A 19,031-nucleotide genomic window follows, 5' to 3' on the forward strand; every position below is an offset into this window, starting at 1 on the left:
GCTTGGTGGAAATTCCGTGCGGCACCACACCCACCTCCGCCCCCTCACACATCCGCATGCGCCTTTGTCCGGATGATTTTAAAAGCCCCCCGCTCGCCGAGGTCTAATTGCCGGACAAGGCCGGTTTCCCACTCAAGATAGCGCCGAGACGCCTCGAGGTTGCCGTCGTGGCGGTCATGGACGAAAAACAGGTAATCAATGGCCTCGTCATCCGCCGGTATTTCAGGGGTGACCTCAATCGCGCCACCGGCCCGCGTCCACGCCTCCATCCCACCTTCGAGATATCGGCAATCCGCCCGAGTCTCGTCGTCAAGTTCCGACGCAAAGAGTGCCGCGACGCCAGGATCATCGGCGACGAGCACCACAGATCCCTCGAGCTCCGCCTTGACATCTGCGGCACGTGGCCGGATTGCCCAAAGCGCTCCCGGGATGTGGCCCGCGCGATAAGCCATACTTGACCGAAGGTCGATAATGGTTGCTAAACGGCCCAGACTCGCCAGTTCGGAACTCGTAATACCGGAAAACTTCTCAGGCGCTGCAGGGGCCGGGTCCTCGGCTACGAGCTTCAATCCATCCGTGACGATAACTGCATCATGACCTAACTGCCGCAACCAGAATGCCGCCTGCGCTGCGCGAACGCCGTTGTCGTCGAAGAGCACGATCCGCGCCCGACGCATTGCCACCCATTCATCCGTCGCCTGAACCAGTTGGACGACCGGAGCATGTACAGCCCCAGGCACATGACCGGCCGCGAATTCCGCATCCGAACGGACGTCGATCAGGTAGGCATGTTCGTCGCGCCACGCCGGCACCTCCCCAGGGCCTATCGCGGGCAGGTCATACCGGGCGATAAAACGCTCAGCGAACGCGCGTCCTTGCTCCAACTGGTCCGCTGTAAGGTCCGGCAGCGGCACCGCGTCATTGTCGCGGGACAGCTTTCTGCCCGACAGCGCCCACCCCTGAGTCCCGTTTTCCATTGCATAAACTGGGTTCCGAATACCTGCGTTGATCAGGCTCTGCACGCCGATCAGGCCACGGGTGCGCCCGGCGCAATGTATGACGATCGGATGATCTTCGGAAAGGCCAAGCGCGGCGAACCGATAGAGCATCTCGCCATTCGGCAGATGTCGCGACCCGGGCACCGTCATCTTGCGGTAATCCCGGACGGGCCGGCCGTCGAACAGGCTCAAGCCGCCCTCGTTCTTTTGCAGGTCTTCCAATGCCTCGGCGCTGATCTGTGGAGTACGTTCCGCCACTTCGACCATTTCGCCCAGAACCTTGCTGGGCACGTTGACCCCTTTGAACGTCCCGTATCCGGCCGCTTGCCACGCGGGCAGACCGCCGCGAAGAACCGACACGTCTTCATACCCGATACACCCAAGCCGGTCGGCAGCGTACTCGGCGAGACCATCGCCCTCGTCGTACAGATAAATTTCGGCTTTCCTGTCGGGTAACAGCAGCGGCGCGCGAAATTCTAACCGACTGTACGGACAGTTTGAAGCGAAAAGAAGGTGTCCTTCGCCGTACTGGCCATGCTCTCGAACATCGATAAGTCCGATCCTCGCATGTGCATCCAGGCGGTCTTTCAGCGCGGTCGCTGAAGCGTATTTGATCATCTGAGCACCCTATGCTTTAAACGCCTATAGAAAGAACTTGGGAGCATATTAGCTGGAACTGTCGCAAACTTTCTAGTTCTGTTGGTTTTGCGGATATGCCAGCGTTGCCAGATGATTGGCAGGGGGGTGCGGCGTGATCGATTTCAAGGGCTCTGTTGCAAACTTTTCTGAGGCTACAATATGCTTGTTTTATCGTTTCTTTTTTATGCGACCAGGCGGTTTTCGAGCATAGGTATCGCCTTTGAGAGGGCGCAGGGGCTTAGGCGGAAAGCGCGTTCGATCATGCGGGTTTCGCCGTCGATATCGCCGGTCAGATTGAAGCTGCGTGATTGCCCCTTATGCAGGGCCCGCATGACTTCAAAACCCTTGATCGTGGCGTAGGCCGATTTCATGGTTTTGAACCCGCGGACCGGGTTGATAAGCTGCTTCAGCTTCCCGTGGCCCGCCTCCACGACGTTGTTCAGATATTTGACCTGGCGGTGCTGCACATCCTTCGAGCATTTGCCTTCTTGCTTGAGTTCAGCCAGAGCGGCAGCATAGGTAGGAGCCTTGTCAGTGTTGATCACGCGTGGCTGCTCCCAGCTTTTCAAGCCCTTGAAAGCCTTGCCCAGAAAACGCTTCGCCGCTTTGGTGTTGCGGGTTGGAGAGAGGTAGAAATCAATCGTATCGCCAAATTTGTCCACGGCCCGGTACAGATAGGCCCACTTGCCGCGCATCTTGATGTAAGTTTCGTCCATCCGCCAGCTATCGGATCTCGGGCGCCGCCACTGCCACCTCCTTCGTCTTTCGATCTCGGGAGCGTAGTGCTGAACCCAGCGGTAGATCGTCGAGTGACCGACCCTGTGACCGCGTTCGGCCAGATGAAAACAACTTGGCAATGCCCCTGAACCTGCTTTTTGGCTTCGAGGCCCTGATGGCGGAGCGAAACGTTACCCGCGCTGCGGCCCGGGTGGGGCGCACCCAACCGGCCATGAGCGGGACTCTCGCCGTCTGCGAGAACTGATGGATGACGAGCTGTTCGTGCGCACCGCAGACGGACTCAGACCGACACCACGCGCTCATGAACTTCACGAACCCATCAGCAGAGCGTTGGCGCAGATTGAGGCCGCCTTCTCGTTCCGGGTAGTGGGTCACTTTGAATTTTCCGGCTGACGCTTTTTGTACGGGCCGCGTTTCTTGGGAGCCGGTTCGGCATCATCTACCAGCTTCACAATATCCTCAATATCCCAGAGGCGATCCGTCAGGCCCGCTTCCATCGCAGGCGTCACCTTGAGCGTTTGGTGAACCTTGACGAAGTTGTAATACATAAAGTGCAGCGCGACCGCGTGCATGTGGTTTTCAACCTTCTTGCTGAAACCATTGGTCAGGCGGGTGAAGCGGCGCATGTGCATTCGCATAGTCAGGTTCTGACGTTCGACATGCGACGTGCTGACCTTCCCCATGTCAGGGCGACCTTCGACAGCGCGTTTCTTCGTGCCAGTGCATTCGGATGGGGAATACTTCCGATCATGGCCTTTCTGGCCTGTGGGTTCGCCGTACAGCTTGATAAGCTGGGCGTAGTCCACATCGCCACCGAACGCGCCCTCAACGGCTTCCAGATACGCTTTGTGGCCGTCAGTGGTCAGCTGTACGCGGTTGGCCAGCCGGGCCGCAGGTCGTCCATGAAGACAATCGCATATTCGCTGTCACGCCCACCGACCATGTAGGACACAATCAGCTTGCTATCGCTGTCCAGCGCGGTCCAAGTCCAAGTGTCACCAGCGTGCTCCGGCGCAGCCTTGACGTTCTTCTGCTTGGCGTAGGTGAACGACCAGATTTCATCGCATTGGATCACAGATGCCTTGACGTTGCGCACGTTCGCCTCGTGATATTCGGCGCAAGCCTTGCCCGCGTCGATCAGCAGCTTGTTGACCGTGTTCTTAGACACATCAGCGATGCGCGAAGTGGCGCGGCTTCTGACCGTTCCTCTGGCGTTAGCGAGCGCGCCTTCGCCTTTCCGCCTTTCACGCCACCTTTGCGCTGCCCTGACGTGTCAGGCTTATATTCAGGCTCGTCACCCGTCGCCGCGTCCACAATGAACTTGGCCAACTGGTTCGCGTCTCTGGGTCTCTTGGGTTTGTCTGTCATGCACTTAATATGGGGCCAGATGCGACCCGGTGCAAATCAAAGGTTCGCGCGGGCCTAGTTTTCAAAGTGACCCACTACCAGGGATTTTCTACGCAGAGCGCCCAACAGAGTTACGCACAGATCTTGAGTTTGGATCATGCCCCACCGGGTGGTGTAAGAGGCCGCGCGCGGAGCCCCCGGCATAGCGCAGCGCGCGGCCGGTGGTGATGCTGGCGCCAACGTCGATCTTCGGCAAAGGTTTGGGCTGCGAGACTCGAAACCAAAGACGGAGATGACGATGACCAATGAGAGAATGGCACTGCTTGAGCTGGTTCTGCACTCCCAGATAAAGTTTGCGACAGAACCACGGGAAGGCCCCCAAGGGCCAACCCGTTCAGGATGAAATTTCTGCGTTTCATGGCTGTTTCAGACCAGACGGACCTGTGTTCCGACGGGGCACAGGCTGTAAAGTTCCTCGATCATCTCGTTGTACAACCCGATGCAACCGTCCGAAGATTTCCTCCCGATTTTCCGCGTATCATGGGTGCCATGGATCAGATAGGCAGGCCAGGACAAGTACAACGCATGTGTCCCGAGCGGATTGTCCGGTCCCGGAGGCATGTAGTGCAGGTCCGGATTGCGCTCCATCATGGATTGTGTGGGCGTCCAGTCAGGGCCAATGCGCTTCCGCACGATACGTGTGTAGCCGCGTTTGGTCAGTTCTTCGGTCATCGGCACCGATGTGGGGAAGATACGATAATCTGTTCCGTCATGGTTCCAGTAGTGGAGCGCGCGCGACACGGTGTCCGCGACGATTGTCGCCTTGCCCAGACTGTCGAAATGATCGCGCCAGTCTTGCATCTCGAAGCTTGATGTATTCCGGATGGCCGTCCGCGCAAGAGCCAGCGACGGGGCTGCGAGGCCCGCTCCGGTTGCGAGGCCGAGCGCGAGTGCGCGACGACGGGTCAGGAGGTGTTTCATCGGGATTTCCTTTTCCTGCGAGTTGAGGTTTCGGGCGGATAGGGGCCACGTGGCAGCCGCAGCTTAAATGGCGCTTAAGACTCTGCACGGGCTTTTGCGATGGCATCGACCAGGGTCTGACGCCCTTGCGCGCCGCTGTAGAGCGTCTTTTCGATGGCAAAGCCGGGTGTTCCTCGGAAACCGAGCGCGACGGCCTGGTAGTCATTGCGACTCAGCAGGCCATCCCAAGTATCGCGCTCGGCCTTATAGGTTTCGTCGGCCTTATCCACGTCAATAATCGCGCCGACCGTGGATTCCACGTCTTCGATGCTCAGACGAGCGTCGGTGGCCATGAGTGCCCCATGTACTTCCTCGTAGGCGCCTAGTGAAACGGCGCCAAGAGAAAGCTGGGCTGCTCTGACCGAAGGGGCGCCGAACAACGGCCAGTCTTTCATAATGAGACGCACATTTCCGTCCTCGGCCACAAGATCCTTCAACATGGGGTGCATCCGTTTGCAGAAGGGGCACTGATAGTCGAAGTATTCAACCAGCGTGACATCGCCATCAGGGTTGCCCTGCACCGGTGCATCGGGGTCGTTTAGGACGGCATCAACCGTTAATTTTTGCGCTTGGCCAGTTTGGGGCCAGAAGGCAATGGTACCGGCCCCCATAATCAGGCTGCCGGTACCGGCCATGATCAGGTTGCGTCGTGTTAGGATCATTTTGTGTCTCCTGTCTGATTGGTTTCTGAGATGTCGCTGTCGCCCATGCCGGGCGCGGCAGTCTTGATCGCGGTGATCTGCGACATCAGCGCGGCCCGCGAGATTTCCCCGAAATGCACGTATTGAAGGCTTCCAGAGGCATCGAAGAACAAGGTTGACGGCAACCCCATTGCTTCGAAGCGGGACATAAGGCTGGAGGTCGGGTCGAGAGAGACATGACGGTTGCCAAGTTCAAATGTGTCGAGGAATCTGGCTACCTGCAGGCGCGTTTCGCCCTGGTTGGCAAAGATCAGTTCTGCGCCTTCAACGGTGTTTGCCACGTCCATCATCATCGGCATCTCTCGTCGGCAAGGCGGGCACCAACTGGCCCAGAGGTTCAGAACCAGGGGCGTGCCGTTGCGTCGATCCAGTTGAACGGTGCTGCCGACCATGGTGGGAAAGGCGGTTTGCGGCAAGTGGGCGGTTTCTCCCGGATCCTTTAGGGCGAGTACACCGAGGCTTGTCATCCAACCGGCAAGGGCCGCCGCAAGCATGGGCGCCATGGCCGCCCGTCGGCGCAAAAGCGCCACGGCGGCGACGGCGGCCAGGCCGAAGAAGCCAGCGCCGACCGATACGCCGCCTTGCCAAAGCTTCAGGATGTCAAGCGGATGCTGAGAGAACACATCCCATTCTTGCACGACGTATCCCGCGCGGGCGGCCAGCAGCCATGAGACCGCCGCCGGAAACGCCCAACTGCGCAGTTGTTCCGCGGCCTCGGGGCTGCGCCGGATTGTCGCCAGATGAAACACCGCGAAAAAGACCAGCGCAGCGATCAAGAAGGCAAAACGCTCCGTCGCGAAGACGAAGGGGCCGAGTTCGATGGCATTCATCTTGTCACCATGCGCAACGAGCGCAGCATTTCCTCACGTCCGGTGTCGCCGACGATCCGGCTACCGGGGGCTTCGGCGCGGTCCGCATCGAAGAAAACCATGGTCGGAGGGCCCGCTGCGCCCAGTTGGTCAAGCAGCGCCTGGCTTTCCGGGCCAAAATCGGTAATGTCGATCTTAAGCAGCGTAAGCTCATCGAACGCGTCACGCACCTCGGCGTCGGCCATTGGGCCGCGTTCGATGCTCCGGCATGTGGTGCACCAGTCTGCAGTGACGTATGCCAGAGCAGGCTTTTCGGTATCTGCGAGGGCAGAGTGCAACGCTTCGGTCGTAAGAATTTGGACAAACCCGTCATCGGTCTCGGCCGGTGCAGCTTCGCGTCCGGCAAAGGGGGCCAGCGGGCGCAGCGGGTCGTTCGCGCCGGCCCCCGCGCCGATACCTTGAAGAGCACCAGCAAAGAGGATGATAACGCCGACGGCACGGCCCAGGCGCCCCGCCATTGCTTGCGGAGTTATCTGTGTCAACATCACACCGAGGCCGATCAGCAGGACGGCCCATAAGGCCAGCGTCAACGGACCTGGCAAGACACGCGCAGCGAGCCAGATTGCGAAACCGAGGAAAAGCACACCAAAGAGCGTTTTGGCGGATTCCATCCACGGCCCCGATTTAGGCAAAACGCGGGGGCCAAAGGCTCCGATCGCAAGAAGCGGGACGCCCTGACCAAGGCCAAGCGCGAAGAGTGCCCAGGCCCCCAGGGCCACGTCGCCGGTCTGCGCGATGTAAAGCAAGGCGCCCGCCAGAGGTGCAGTCACGCAGGGGCCCACGATGAGGGCCGAAGTGAAGCCGAGAAGGGCCGCACCGCCCAACGAGCCGCTACGCCCTTCTACCCGCCTGAGGCGATTGGTGATGGCCTGCGGCATTTGCAGGGTGAAAAGGCCGAACATCGACAACGCAAGGATCACGAATATCGTCGCGGCCAGACCGATGGCGACAGGCGACTGAAGTGCGATCTGAAGGTTCTGCCCGGACCATGCTGCAACAATTCCGAGTCCGGCAAAGGCGGCTGCCATTGCCAGCACATAGGACCCCGCCAGTGCCAGTCCGCGGCGCGCACTCAGGGACGTATCATGCCCCATGACCATACCGGCCACGATGGGAAACATCGGAAAAACGCAGGGGGTAAAGGCCAGAAGCAGCCCAAGGCCGAAGAAGCCCGCCACAACAAGCGCGGTGCCGCCGCGGTCTGAAAGGCCTGCGAGAATGCCCTTCTCCTCGGCCAGGCTGAAACCCTCCGGGCTGGTATTCGCCTCGGTTACAGTGCTTGCCGGGGCGGTCGGAGTTGCGCCTTCGGCGCCGACCAGTTCAATGATCTGCGTCTGCGGGGGGTAGCAAATGCTGTCATTCATGCAGCCTTGCCAGGTCAGGGTGACGGGGCCGCTGGATGTGTCGAGCCGCGCGGTGATGCTTTCGTAAAAGACCTCGACCGTACCAAAGTTCGGGTCATCTTTCATCTCACCTTCGGGGGTCCCCAAAGGCAGGGAAGCGCCGTTCGGTCCTGTGGCGCTGAAATTGTCCCGGTAGAGATAGTAGCCATCGGCGATGTCCCAGCTCAGGGTCATGCCGTTTGCGTCATGGTCCACTGTCATGGCAAAGGCCTCTTCGGCCGGCAGCGGGGTGGAAGAGCCTTGCGCCGAGAGTCCTGCCGGGGCCAAGGTTGCGAGGGCCGTCAAGGCGGCCAGAAGGGTAGGGATCATCATCATGTTGCGCCGAGTGCCGCCCAAACCTTAAGCAGGTCTTAAGGTTCTTGCCGGATATCCCCGTGGATTGGAGAAAAAATGCGCATATTGATTGTGGAAGATGACGAGATCCTATCCGATGGGCTGACTGTCGGGCTGCGGCTGTCCGGGTTCACAGCCGATGCCGTCGAAACGCTGGCTGATGCCCGTGCGGCCTTGGCGGCGGCGGAGTTCGACGGTATCGTTTTGGACATCATGCTGCCAGATGGCCTCGGGCTGCACCTGCTGAAGGAGCTGCGTGGGCAGGGGATGAACCTTCCCGTTTTGCTTTTAACCGCCCGCGATCAGATTTCTGATCGGGTGCGCGGGCTTGATGCGGGCGCGGACGACTACCTTGGCAAACCCTTCGATCTGGATGAACTGACAGCCCGATTGCGTGCCATGTTGCGTCGGCGTGAAGGGCGGGCTGCGAATGCGCTTTGCTATAATGGGCTGACCGTCGATCCGGCGTCATTGACCGGTTGGGTTGGCGAGCGGGCCATGCGCTTTTCGCGCCGGGAATGTGCGATTCTGTGCGCGCTGATGGAGTATCCCCGCCGGGTGATCTCACGCAGCGCGCTTGAGGAGCGGCTTTATGGCTGGCAGGAAGAGGTCGAAAGCAATGCCGTAGAGGTGCATGTTCACAATTTGCGGGCGAAAATAGGCCGTGATTTTATCGAAACGGTACGGGGCGTCGGCTATCGCCTGGCCGAAGAGGGGGGCGCGTCATCTCGATCCGGCTAAAACTTTTCCTGATTCTCGCGCTGGCGACCGGGGCTGTCTGGTTATCCGCTGCTTTGTGGATTCAAACCTCGACGCGCGCGGAGGTCGAAGAGGTACTTGACGCGCGACTGGCCGAGGCAGCGAATATGGTCTCGTCTCTTATTTCGGATCATCGTATCGCGGTGGCTCAGGCGGGAGACCAGATGCTGCCGATTCCTATGTCGCGCGAAGCGTCCTATTCAAAGCAGTTGTCTTGCCAGATATGGTCGCTCGACGGCAGGATGGTCGGCCGGTCTGATAGCGCACCGGATGTCGAACTTACCCATGTTGCGAACGAAGGCTATTCAAGGTCGGTCATCGACGGAGAACCGTGGCGGGTCTACACGCTGGTTAACAAGGAACTTGGCGTCAGGGTCATGGTGGGTGACAGCCTTGCTGTCCGGGACGGGTTGGTGCGGGATGTGTTGGCGGGGTTGTTGTTTCCAGCCGCGCTTGTGCTGCCGGTGCTTGCCGTCATCCTGTGGATCAGTGTGGCGCGGGGGCTTGCGCCGCTCGACCAACTGGCAAACACATTACGTATCCGGTCTTCGTCGGATCTGAGCCCTTTGCCCGACGGACCGGCCCCGCGTGAGATCAAGCCGGTGCGCAGGGCGCTGAACACTCTGTTTTCGCGGGTCGCTTCGGCCCGGGACGTGGAGCGGAACTTTACCACCTATGCGGCACATGAATTGAAAACGCCCTTGTCCGGGCTGAGGACGCAAGCACAGGTGATGCGCCTGTCCGATGACCCGGAAGTACGTGACCGCGCCTTGGCCGCTATTGAGCGGTCGGTGGACCGGACAGATCGCATGGTGCGGCAACTTCTGGAACTGGCTGCGGTCGAAAGGTCTGAAGAGGACAGCGAGCAGACGGATCTGACTTTTCTGATGCACGAAACCGTCGCTGACCTGCGGGTTCTGGCCAAGGAGCGTGAGGTTACGTTGGAGACCGCTGCGCCCGATAAAGCCGTATGGATGCGAACCAGCCCGTTCCTGTTGCAAGCGGCTTTGCGCAACGTGATCGAAAATGCGATCCACGCGTCGCCGCGCGGCGCGCGGGTCACTGTGATTTTGGATGGCACCACTGTCGTCATTCGTGACGAGGGCGAGGGCATCCCGCCCGAACTGCTGGACCGGGTGCAAACGCGATTTACCCGCGGCCCTGGCAGCGGCGCCAATGGCAGCGGTCTTGGGCTGTCCATCTTGGCCAGCGCGATGCAGCGCCTGAATGGAGAAGTGAAATTCGTTCAGGGTCAGGATGGAGGGCAGACGGTGGAGTTGAAACTCACGCCATGACTGTTTTGGTCCTTTCCGATAGGGAGCAATTTAAAGCCTGTCAGTCGCCGGGGAAAGCGGGCTGCCATGGGATGGAATGTCAGTCGCAGACCTCTGGAGAGCACCGGCGGAGGTTCACAAGAGGGCCAAGGGCCATATCCGCGACACCCAAGAGACAGCGTTTGAAATCGCCCGCGACCAGATCGTAGGGGCTGTCCACAAATGGCAATTCTCGTCCACCTCCTGCGTCACTCCATGAGCTTTTCCAGCGTGTCGATCGCCGGCTGACATGGAGCGCATGGCACGGATACTCCCGTCCCGTTTTTCGGGGCGGAATCAAGCGTAATCATGGCCATAGGCGGCCTGACGAGGTGCGGATCAGCGTCCAAATGCCGAGACGCGCCGACAGGTAGGTTCCAACTTGTAGAATCGCGGATGATTCCATAACAGCTTTGCTTCGAGGTTCGCCCGGCAATCAGGGGTGCGTGATTGTCAACAGGACGTCGCCCCGTGATAGGCGGCATTCTTGACAAGCCATGAATGGAGATCGACATCACCTATCCCGGATCGAGAGTAAGCCGCAGGGCGGCAGTGGCGCTGGTGGTTTGCCAGATATTTGCACCGGCCCATGTATCGGCCAGCGACGCCGCCGATACCATTCGCATCGTCGGGCGCGCCACCGAGGTGGGCATCCTTGATGAGGACATCAGGATCCTGGCCAAGGTCGATACCGGTGCGGACAGCACGTCGATCGATGCGCGCAACATCGAGGAGTTCCAGCGCGGCGGCGAGGACTGGGTGCGGTTCGAAACGCCGCTGGGCGATGATGGCCGCTCGGTCGTCTTCGAACGGGAGATCATCAAGGGCGTCCGGATCCTGCGCTCCGGTAGCGAGGATGTTAGGCGGCATGTCGTGGAGTTGTCGCTCTGCGTCGGCGAATTCGAGCACAAGACAGAGGTCAACCTGGCGAACCGGGAGGGCCTGGAGTACAGGATGCTGCTGGGACGTGGCTTCCTGCTCAGGGGGAATTTCCTGGTGAACCCGGCACAGGACGGCGCGGTCGATCCAGCCTGCGACGATTGATCGACCCATGCTGCGACTTCTCTGCGCCATCCTCATTCTCGTCGGATTCGGCCTTTTCGGCTATCGCGCCATCATGTTAGATTTTCCGCTGACACCTGATGAGCGATCGGTGCTCTGGTCGCTCGAAATCCAGACCCAGATCGCCCCCGCCGACGACGGCGCGAAGGTAAGCGTCTTCATCCCGCCGAAAGAGGGGCGTTTTCGGCCGATGAACGAGAAATTGCTGTCCGATCGCATGTCGCTGACCGTCCGGTCGGGGCCCGACGGCAATCGCAAGGCGCTTTGGTCCGGCGGTAACATCAAGCAGCCGGCGACCGTCTACTACCGGGCGCAGTTTTTCCATCAGCCCTTCCATGATACCGACAAGAGGTATCATAAGGGCCCCGAGGACTTGCCCGAAAATTACCGGTTCGCCGCCGAGCGAAGCCCGGAACAGCAGACGCTGGCCAAGCGGCTGATGTCGGAAACCGCCCGGAATGCCTATGACGACGACGTTCTGACCAGTCTTCTGGTGGATCGTCTGCGTACCGGACAGGATACCGTGACGCGCCAGTTGGTGGGCAAGGAGGATACGGACACCGCGATCGCCTCGGCCGCCGCCTTCGTCCTGTCCCAGAACGATACGGCGGCCCGCGTGGTTCACGGGATTCCGCTGGGGGACAAGCAGGGAACGATACCTCTGACCGCCTGGATCGAACGCTGGACCGGCGAGGAGTGGCAAGCCTATGACGTGATGACGGGCGATCCGGTGGGGCACAAGGACATGCTTGTTCTCTGGCGAGGGGACGCCCCGCAGGTGACCGTCGACGGTGCATCACTGAGGCGCATCAGGACCGCGGTGACGCCGCTCGATATCGGATCGGTCGCCGCATTGGCCGAGCGCCGGGCCGGGACCGAGAACCTGCTCGTCATGGCGACGCTGCTGGATCTGCCCATAAATACCCAGCTTGTCGTGCAGATGCTGCTGACCATCCCGATCGGTGTCCTGGTCCTCGTTTTCATGCGTCAGTTCATTGGCGTCCCGACCTTCGGCACGTTCATGCCCGTGCTGATCGCGCTGGCCTTCAACGCGACCGACCTGCTGACCGGGCTCGCGATCCTGGGAACGATCCTGTTGATCGGGATGAGCTTCCGCTTCTTCTTTTCCAAGCTCAATCTCCTTCTGGTGCCGCGGTTGGCCGCGACACTAACCGTGATCGTGATGGTGATGATCCTGGTCAGCGTGGTTGCGGACAGCTATTCGCTGGGCACCGGCTTTTCCGTTACGCTCTTTCCCATCGTCATCCTGACCATGACGATCGAGCGGCTCTCTGTCACTTGGGAGGAAAACGGCCCCGAGGACGCGTCCAAGGAATTTGTCGGCAGCATCGTCGTGGCGGTGGCGGCCTATTTCGTGATGAACCTCGCGCTGGTGCGTCACCTGCTGTTCATCTATCCCGAACTGCTGCTGGTGATCCTCGCGATCATGCTGATGATGGGCCGCTATTCCGGCTTCCGCCTGTCCGAGCTGCGTCGCTTCCGCGATCTGTCGAAGGAGTGGTAGACTGATGATCGCGTCGCCGCGCAAATTGGCCCGCCGGGGTATCCTCGGGATCAACGGGCGCAATACCCGGTATGTCGCGGACGGCAATCCACGCCGCCGGATGCCGCTTGTGAACGACAAGGTCAAGACCAAGGAGCTGGCGCGCGAGGCCGGCGTGCCGGTGCCCGAGCTTTACGGCGTGATCGAGATGCAGGCCCAGATCAAGCGGCTTCGCCACATGTTGGACGAAAAGCGCAGTTTCGTCATCAAGCCGGCATGCGGTGCGCAGGGCGACGGGATCATGGTCGTTGAGGGCGAAAACCGCAAGGGTTGGCGGCTGGCCAGCGGCCGGGTGTTGAGCGACCGGGCTCTGCGCCACCACATCTCGAACGTGCTGAGCGGGATGTATAGCCTCAACGGCCTTCAGGATGTTGCCATGCTGGAAGAGACGGTCCGCTTTGCCGACATCTTCGGCGGGGTGGCCGAGGCGGGCGTGCCGGATCTGCGCATCATCGTTTATCGCGGTGTGCCTACGATGGCGATGGCGCGCATCCCGACGCGCGAAAGCGACGGCAAGGCCAACCTGCACAAGGGGGGCATCGGCCTTGGTATCGACATCTCGACGGGCCTCACGACGCTCGGCGTGCAATACGACCGGGTCATCGACGATCATCCCGAAAGCGGCGCGCCCCTTCGCGGCATCCAGATGCCGGAATGGCGCGCGATCCTCGACATGTCGGCCCGCTGTCATGGGCCGACCGGGCTGGATTATCTCGGCGTCGACATCGTCTTCGACGAGATGCGCGGGCCCTTGCTGTTGGAGCTGAACGCCAGGCCCGGACTGGCGGTGCAGCTGGCGAACTGTGACGGGCTGGATCGGCGGCTTCTCTTGATTGCCGATTGGGTGCGCCCCGAACACACGCAGGATGAACGCGTCGATTTCGCGCTGCATAGCTTTGGACCCCCATGATCGTCGCGTGGTGTCATTGTGCCCTAACTAATCAGAATCGCGCCTGAAATTATCCCATGAAATCAATGACGGCTTGGGGCGTGGAAAGAATGTGAGGATCAAGCCGCACGGAGTTGGCCTTCTGCAATCCTTCCGTCCAGAAACGGGGCTCTGACAGTTGGCACCCGATGTGCGCCCTTTGGGGGCCAGCGCATCCGGCGTTTCTTGTGCCGCTCACTCTCGATGGAACCAAAGATATATCTCAAAGTTTCGGCGTTGATACTCCGGTCTTGCTCGAACATAAGCGCTTTCCAGAAACACTGTAACATCGGAAGGATTTGAGCGTTGGTCGGCTTCTGCGGCCGCAGAAAGTTCGCTGTCGGCACGGTCCTCAGTGACGGCCGCAAGCCGACTGCGGATCGTCACGTGGTTCTGCTTGGCGCAAGGTGTCAGCTCGTTCAGAAGCTTCGCAGCTTCCCGAAAGCTATGACGCGCGCCAAATTGCCGCCTGCAATCGCCGAAGCTCTGGCGTGGCATGGTCAGACAAGAGGTGAGCCAGAGGAGAATGCGCGACGTTCAACGCAGGAAACCCCGGGAGCCTAAACATGTACATCCGAACCCGCGGTACCTCGACCTTCGGGGCGCTCATGTTGCGCCCCCCTTACACCGGATCACCGCGGTCAGAATACATCTTATCAGCGGCTTTCGCCATTGCGCGTCCGCGATCAGCTGCCCCGCAAACCTGCGCGCGCCAAAGCCGCGACAAGGTCGGTGCGGGTCACGATCCCCACGATCCTTCCGTATTCCAGCACCGGCACAGCGTCCACATCGCCGTCCGCCAGCATTGGCATGAAAGCCGCGAGCGGCGTTGTCAGCGTGGCGCGAGGGCCTTTGGCGGTCATGATCTCCTGTGCTTCGACAGGGCGGTTACGGTCGGCATTGATCAAACGCCGGAATGCGGGAGGGAACCGCCACTTCAATCGCGCCGCATCGTCGCCTGCCCGCATGATCAGGTGAATCTGGAAAATCACACCAAGGTAACACCCGTCCTTTCCCACCACCGGAAGCGAGGTGAACCGGTGTTCGCGGAACTCCCGTGCCACATCGGCCAGCGGGGTCTCGGGGCGCACCGTGACCAGATCGCGTGACATCATATCCGTAGCGGTGATCGGTCCGGTCCGATGGGTCGCGGCCTGTGCCTCTGCTGCACCTATCAGCCGCGCCAGATCCTCGGTCCCAAGGTTGAACGACTGCCGATAGCGTTCGAGAATCTCGGTCAGTTCGTCTTCGCTCAAACCGAGGCGCTCGCTTGGGACTGCGTCAGCGGTACCGTGAATGTTGGCGTCGTCGAACTGGCGGAACGGGTAATGCCGGCCCGTCAGGCGGGCATAACCCGCGGCGAGCGCGACCAGCATCAGCGTACCCAGAGCAACCGGAGAGAACGCGAACCAGAACCCGAGCGCCTCGACCGTGTCCGGGTTCATCGCCGCGGTCATCGCTACCGCACCCGCAGGCGGATGCACGGCTCGCGCCATGATCGTGAACACGATCGTCAGAGCTACGGCCAGCGCGATGCGCAGAACCGGATCCGGCACAACCATGCAGACGGCAACCCCAACCAGCGCAGCGATCAGATTACCTACAGCTGCTGACCATGGCTGCGCCAGCGGGCTGTTGGGCACGGCGAACAGCAGAACCGAACTCGCCCCGAAGGGCGCAATCAGATACAGTCCAAGCTTCAGGTCGATCTGCGGCGACAGGACGAAAAGCCCAGTGACCCCCAAACCCACCAATGCACCGAATCCGGCGCGAAGTGCCTCGCGGATGGAGGTGCGCGGCACCACCGGACCAAGGGAACGCAGAACGGACAAAGCGGGACCTCTCCTACAGTTTTGCCCTGATTTTCAGCAAAGCACCCGTTTCGCAAGCAGCTTATTCCCGTGCGTAGAAGATCGTGCGGAGTTATCACGTTCAGCTGGTGGCGATTGTCTGCTCTTTGATTGCGACGTGGATCACAGCCGATGCAGACACCTTTCACAGGGGATTGCCAACTTGTTTTGGCCAAGTTGAGAGGATCGAGATCTCCGCCTGTTAGGTGGTAACTTTCACGGCATAGCCTTTCCAAAGGGCAAAAGTATCAACGCTGGCGTGGTGAAAAGGGTTCTGTCGCAAAAATTTCATGGGTCTGGCTGTTTGGTGTGACGTTCCATATTTGGCGAAGGCATCAGTCACAGATACCGAGGCGTTCTCATGATCAGTTTCAAAGGGAATCACTATCCGAAGGACGTCATCCTGTACGCGGTGTTTTTCCATGTCCGATACGCGGTTTCTTACCGTGATCTGGAGGAGATCATGGCGGAACGCGGGGTCGAAGTCGACCACGCGACCCTAAACCGTTGGATGATAAAGTTCTCCCCATTGATCGCGAAGGAAGCGCATAAATGGACGCAGAAAGCAGCCGTATCCTGGCGCATGGACGAGACCTACATCAAGGTGAACGGCAAGTGGACCTACAATTGCCGGGCCATCGACAAGTTCGGGAAAACCCTTGATTTCATGCTGTCAGAGCATCGGGATGAAGCAGCGGCAACTGCATTCTTTACCCGCACTATTGGGAACAACGGTTTCCTCGACAAAGTAGTCATCGATAAGAGTGGTGCAAATCTCGCCGGACTGCAGAACATCAATTGCCTGCTGATTTTGAGTGGGTGGTTCTGGCTGATCGAGATTCTGCAGGTGAAGTATCTCAACAACATCATTGAACAGGATCACAGGTTCATCAAGAAGCTGACGAGGCAAATGAAGGGCTTCAAATCCATCAGCTCAGCCTCGGCGACACTGGAAGGCATCGAGGTCGTACACATGATCCGCAAACGACAATTTGAAGCGCCGGGCCAATCCGCATTCCAGCAATTCGCCGTGCTCGCTGGATAATTGTGTATGGCGACAAGAGCCCTCCGTTGCACGGAGAAGTTTGCGACAAAACCCCGCGACAAATCCCCCTTTCCTCTTTCATTCACCCTGAGTATTCCTGCGCGTTCAATGAAGCAGAGGACGCCGGATTTGACACAGACCGCCGATCGTATCGCCCGCAGCATCGCCGCCGATATCAACGCCCGCCCCGATCAGGTCACCGCCGCCGTGGGCCTGTTGGATGGTGGCGCGACGGTGCCTTTTGTCGCCCGCTACCGCAAAGAGGTGACGGGTGGGCTGGACGATACGCAACTGCGCACGCTGGCGGATCGGCTGACCTATCTGCGCGAGTTGGAGGCCAGGCGCGAAGTGATCCTTGGCTCGGTCAAAGAACAGGGCAAGCTGACCGATGCGCTGGCCCGCGCCATTGCCGGGGCCGAAACCAAGGCGGCGCTCGAAGACATCTACCTGCCGTTCAAGCCCAAGCGGCGCACCAAGGCGATGATCGCCCGCGAAAACGGGCTGGAACCCCTGCTGCGTGCCATCCTCGATGATCGCAGCGCCCTGCCCGAAAAGCTGGCTGCCGGTTACATCACCGAGGCCGTGCCATCGACCAAAGAGGCGCTTGAGGGCGCGCGCGACATCCTGACCGAAGAGATGAGCGAAAACGCCGATCTTCTAGGCCGCCTGCGCGAGTTCATGCGTAGCGAGGCGATCATCTCGGCCCGTGTTCAGCCGGGCAAGGAAACCGAGGGCGTCAAGTTCTCGGATTATTTCGATCATCGCGAGAAATGGGCCACCATCCCCTCGCACCGTGCGCTTGCCATCCTGCGCGCGGCCAAGGAGCAGATCGTCACCGTCGACATCGCCCCCGATCCCGACACCGGCGTGCCCCGCGCGGTGAAGATGGTCGAGGCGGCCATCGGCATCCCCGGCACTGCGCCGGGGGATACATGGCTGCGCGAGGTGGCGGGCTGGACATGGCGCGTCAAGCTGAGCCTGACGATGTATATCGACCTGATGGGCGAGTTGCGCAAACGCGCCCATGACGAGGCGATTTCCGTTTTTGGACGTAATCTCAAGGATTTGCTTCTGGCCGCCCCCGCCGGGCCGCGCGCCACGCTGGGGCTTGATCCGGGCATTCGCACCGGCGTCAAGGCCGCGGTCGTGGATGCCACCGGCAAGCTGCTTGCGACGACGACGCTTTATCCCTTCCAGCCCAAGAACGATCTGCGGGGCGCGCAGGCTGCCGTGCTTGAACTGGTCCGCCAACATGGAATCGAACTGATCGCCATCGGAAACGGCACCGCCAGCCGCGAGACCGAACGGATGGTCGCCGATGCGTTGAAACAACTGCCGCAGGGCACGCCGCGCCCGTCCAGCGTGATCGTGTCCGAGGCAGGCGCATCCGTCTATTCCGCCTCAGAACTGGCCGCCGAGGAGTTTCCCGATCTCGACGTGTCATTGCGCGGTGCGGTGTCCATCGCGCGGCGGCTGCAAGACCCGCTGGCCGAGTTGGTGAAGATCACGCCGCAATCCATCGGTGTCGGCCAGTATCAGCATGACGTGGACCAGCGGCGGCTGGCGCAAACGCTTGATGCGGTGGTCGAAGATGCGGTGAACGCCGTGGGGGTCGATCTGAATATGGCGTCGGCACCTTTGCTGGCGCGTGTGGCCGGGCTTGGCCCGTCATTGGCGCAGGCCATCGTGGCGCATCGCGATGCTGAGGGCATATTCCCGTCCCGCAAGGCGCTGCTCAAGGTGTCCGGGCTGGGGCCGAAAGCCTTTGAGCAATGCGCCGGGTTCCTGCGCCTCCGCGACAGCGATGAGCCACTCGATGCCACCTCGGTCCACCCCGAGGCGTATGACGTCGCGCGCCGGGTCGTGCAGGCCTGCGGGCGGGACATCCGCGCCATCATGGGTGCCCCCGAGGCCCTGAAGGGGCTGCGTGCCGAGGATTTCGTGGATGACAGGTTCGGCCTGCCCACCGTGCGCGATATCCTTGCCGAGCTTGAAAAACCGGGCCGTGACCCGCGCCCGGATTTCGTGACCGCCCGCCTTGCCGACGGGATCGACGACATCAAAGATTTGCGCCCCGGCATGTCGCTGGAAGGCACGGTCACCAATGTCGCCGCTTTCGGGGCCTTCGTGGATATCGGCGTGCATCAGGACGGGCTGGTGCATGTCAGCCAACTGGCCGACCGTTTCGTCAAGGACCCGCACGAGGTGGTCAGGACCGGCGATGTCGTCAAGGTGCGCGTGACCGAGGTGGACGTGGCACGCAAACGCATCGGCCTGAGCATGCGCAAGGACAACGGCGGATCGAAACCTCCGGCGGAAATGAAACCACCGCGCAATGCAAAGCCGGGCAGCGGCCCCAAGGGACAGAACCGGCAAAAGAGCGGGCAAGGGTCAACCGGCCAAGGTGCCCTTGGCGCGGCACTGCAGGATGCCATGCGAAACAGGAAATGAGCGTACGGGCG

Annotated in this window: 15 protein-coding genes and 3 pseudogenes; 9 read left to right on the top strand and 9 right to left on the bottom strand. The window is 60.6% G+C overall.

Annotated features, from left to right (window positions below; genetic code table 11):
• Window positions 1-44 precede the first annotated feature (44 nt).
• Both RBB32_RS07685 and RBB32_RS07690 read right to left on the bottom strand, forming a co-directional pair.
• Window positions 45-1,616: a rhodanese-like domain-containing protein gene (locus tag RBB32_RS07685; RefSeq protein WP_306152122.1), complete on the bottom strand. Its 1,572-nt coding sequence runs from the start codon at window positions 1,614-1,616 to the stop codon at window positions 45-47.
• A gap of 203 nt (window positions 1,617-1,819) precedes the next feature.
• Window positions 1,820-2,476, bottom strand: a pseudogene (locus RBB32_RS07690) (IS6 family transposase); the annotation flags it as partial.
• Between the two features lie 17 nt (window positions 2,477-2,493).
• Between RBB32_RS07690 and RBB32_RS21335 the strand changes: the two are divergent.
• The gene (locus RBB32_RS21335) at window positions 2,494-2,619 is read left to right on the top strand and encodes a LysR family transcriptional regulator (protein WP_371931032.1); all 126 of its coding nucleotides are present in this window, start codon (window positions 2,494-2,496) and stop codon (window positions 2,617-2,619) included.
• A gap of 127 nt (window positions 2,620-2,746) precedes the next feature.
• On the opposite strand, the pseudogene RBB32_RS07695 reads toward RBB32_RS21335, so the two are convergent.
• The 5 genes and pseudogenes from RBB32_RS07695 to dsbD all read right to left on the bottom strand — a co-directional run.
• Window positions 2,747-3,567, bottom strand: a pseudogene (locus RBB32_RS07695) (IS1 family transposase); the annotation flags it as partial.
• 581 nt (window positions 3,568-4,148) lie between these two features.
• Window positions 4,149-4,703 carry a L,D-transpeptidase gene (locus RBB32_RS07700; protein WP_306152123.1) on the bottom strand — a complete coding sequence of 185 codons (555 nt, stop codon included), beginning with the start codon at window positions 4,701-4,703 and terminating at the stop codon, window positions 4,149-4,151.
• A gap of 74 nt (window positions 4,704-4,777) precedes the next feature.
• Window positions 4,778-5,404, bottom strand: coding sequence for a DsbA family protein (locus RBB32_RS07705; protein ID WP_306152124.1), 627 nt, complete (start codon window positions 5,402-5,404; stop codon window positions 4,778-4,780).
• Window positions 5,401-6,273 carry a TlpA disulfide reductase family protein gene (locus RBB32_RS07710; protein WP_306152126.1) on the bottom strand — a complete coding sequence of 291 codons (873 nt, stop codon included), beginning with the start codon at window positions 6,271-6,273 and terminating at the stop codon, window positions 5,401-5,403. Before RBB32_RS07710 ends, RBB32_RS07705 begins: the two co-directional genes overlap by 4 nt.
• The gene (gene dsbD, locus RBB32_RS07715) at window positions 6,270-8,030 is read right to left on the bottom strand and encodes a protein-disulfide reductase DsbD (protein ID WP_306152127.1); all 1,761 of its coding nucleotides are present in this window, start codon (window positions 8,028-8,030) and stop codon (window positions 6,270-6,272) included. The genes RBB32_RS07710 and dsbD overlap by 4 nt, the downstream gene beginning before the upstream one ends.
• Before the next feature lie 75 nt (window positions 8,031-8,105).
• Here dsbD and RBB32_RS07720 point away from each other — a divergent pair, with 75 nt between their 5' ends.
• From RBB32_RS07720 to RBB32_RS07745, 6 genes are all read left to right on the top strand, one after another.
• Window positions 8,106-8,789 (top strand): response regulator, encoded by a 684-nt coding sequence (locus RBB32_RS07720; protein WP_306152128.1) that lies wholly within the window; start codon window positions 8,106-8,108, stop codon window positions 8,787-8,789.
• A gap of 20 nt (window positions 8,790-8,809) precedes the next feature.
• Window positions 8,810-10,102: an ATP-binding protein gene (locus tag RBB32_RS07725; RefSeq protein ID WP_306152217.1), complete on the top strand. Its 1,293-nt coding sequence runs from the start codon at window positions 8,810-8,812 to the stop codon at window positions 10,100-10,102.
• A 76-nt stretch (window positions 10,103-10,178) separates the two neighbouring features.
• On the top strand, window positions 10,179-10,340 hold the full coding sequence (locus RBB32_RS07730) for a hypothetical protein (protein WP_306152129.1): 162 nt from the start codon (window positions 10,179-10,181) through the stop codon (window positions 10,338-10,340).
• A gap of 281 nt (window positions 10,341-10,621) precedes the next feature.
• A complete protein-coding gene (locus RBB32_RS07735; RefSeq protein WP_306152130.1) occupies window positions 10,622-11,164 on the top strand; it encodes a RimK/LysX family protein in 543 nt (180 codons plus the stop codon).
• A gap of 7 nt (window positions 11,165-11,171) precedes the next feature.
• Entirely contained in the window at window positions 11,172-12,707 is a 1,536-nt protein-coding gene (locus RBB32_RS07740) for a UUP1 family membrane protein (RefSeq protein WP_306152131.1), read from the top strand.
• 4 nt (window positions 12,708-12,711) lie between these two features.
• The gene (locus tag RBB32_RS07745) at window positions 12,712-13,656 is read left to right on the top strand and encodes an alpha-L-glutamate ligase-like protein (RefSeq protein ID WP_306152132.1); all 945 of its coding nucleotides are present in this window, start codon (window positions 12,712-12,714) and stop codon (window positions 13,654-13,656) included.
• A gap of 194 nt (window positions 13,657-13,850) precedes the next feature.
• Here RBB32_RS07745 and RBB32_RS07750 read toward each other — a convergent pair.
• Together RBB32_RS07750 and RBB32_RS07755 are read right to left on the bottom strand one after the other, a co-directional pair.
• Window positions 13,851-14,269: pseudogene (locus tag RBB32_RS07750) on the bottom strand (ISKra4 family transposase); the annotation flags it as partial.
• Window positions 14,270-14,360: 91 nt separating this feature from the next.
• A complete protein-coding gene (locus RBB32_RS07755) occupies window positions 14,361-15,506 on the bottom strand; it encodes an HPP family protein (protein WP_306152133.1) in 1,146 nt (381 codons plus the stop codon).
• Between the two features lie 379 nt (window positions 15,507-15,885).
• Here RBB32_RS07755 and RBB32_RS07760 point away from each other — a divergent pair, with 379 nt between their 5' ends.
• The gene (locus RBB32_RS07760) at window positions 15,886-16,569 is read left to right on the top strand and encodes an IS6 family transposase (RefSeq protein ID WP_306152134.1); all 684 of its coding nucleotides are present in this window, start codon (window positions 15,886-15,888) and stop codon (window positions 16,567-16,569) included.
• A gap of 129 nt (window positions 16,570-16,698) precedes the next feature.
• Window positions 16,699-19,020: a Tex family protein gene (locus RBB32_RS07765; RefSeq protein ID WP_306152135.1), complete on the top strand. Its 2,322-nt coding sequence runs from the start codon at window positions 16,699-16,701 to the stop codon at window positions 19,018-19,020.
• Window positions 19,021-19,031: the final 11 nt, after the last annotated feature.

The sequence above is a fragment of the Roseovarius sp. MMSF_3281 genome, from assembly GCF_030733685.1.
Classification (GTDB): Bacteria; Pseudomonadota; Alphaproteobacteria; order Rhodobacterales; family Rhodobacteraceae; genus Roseovarius.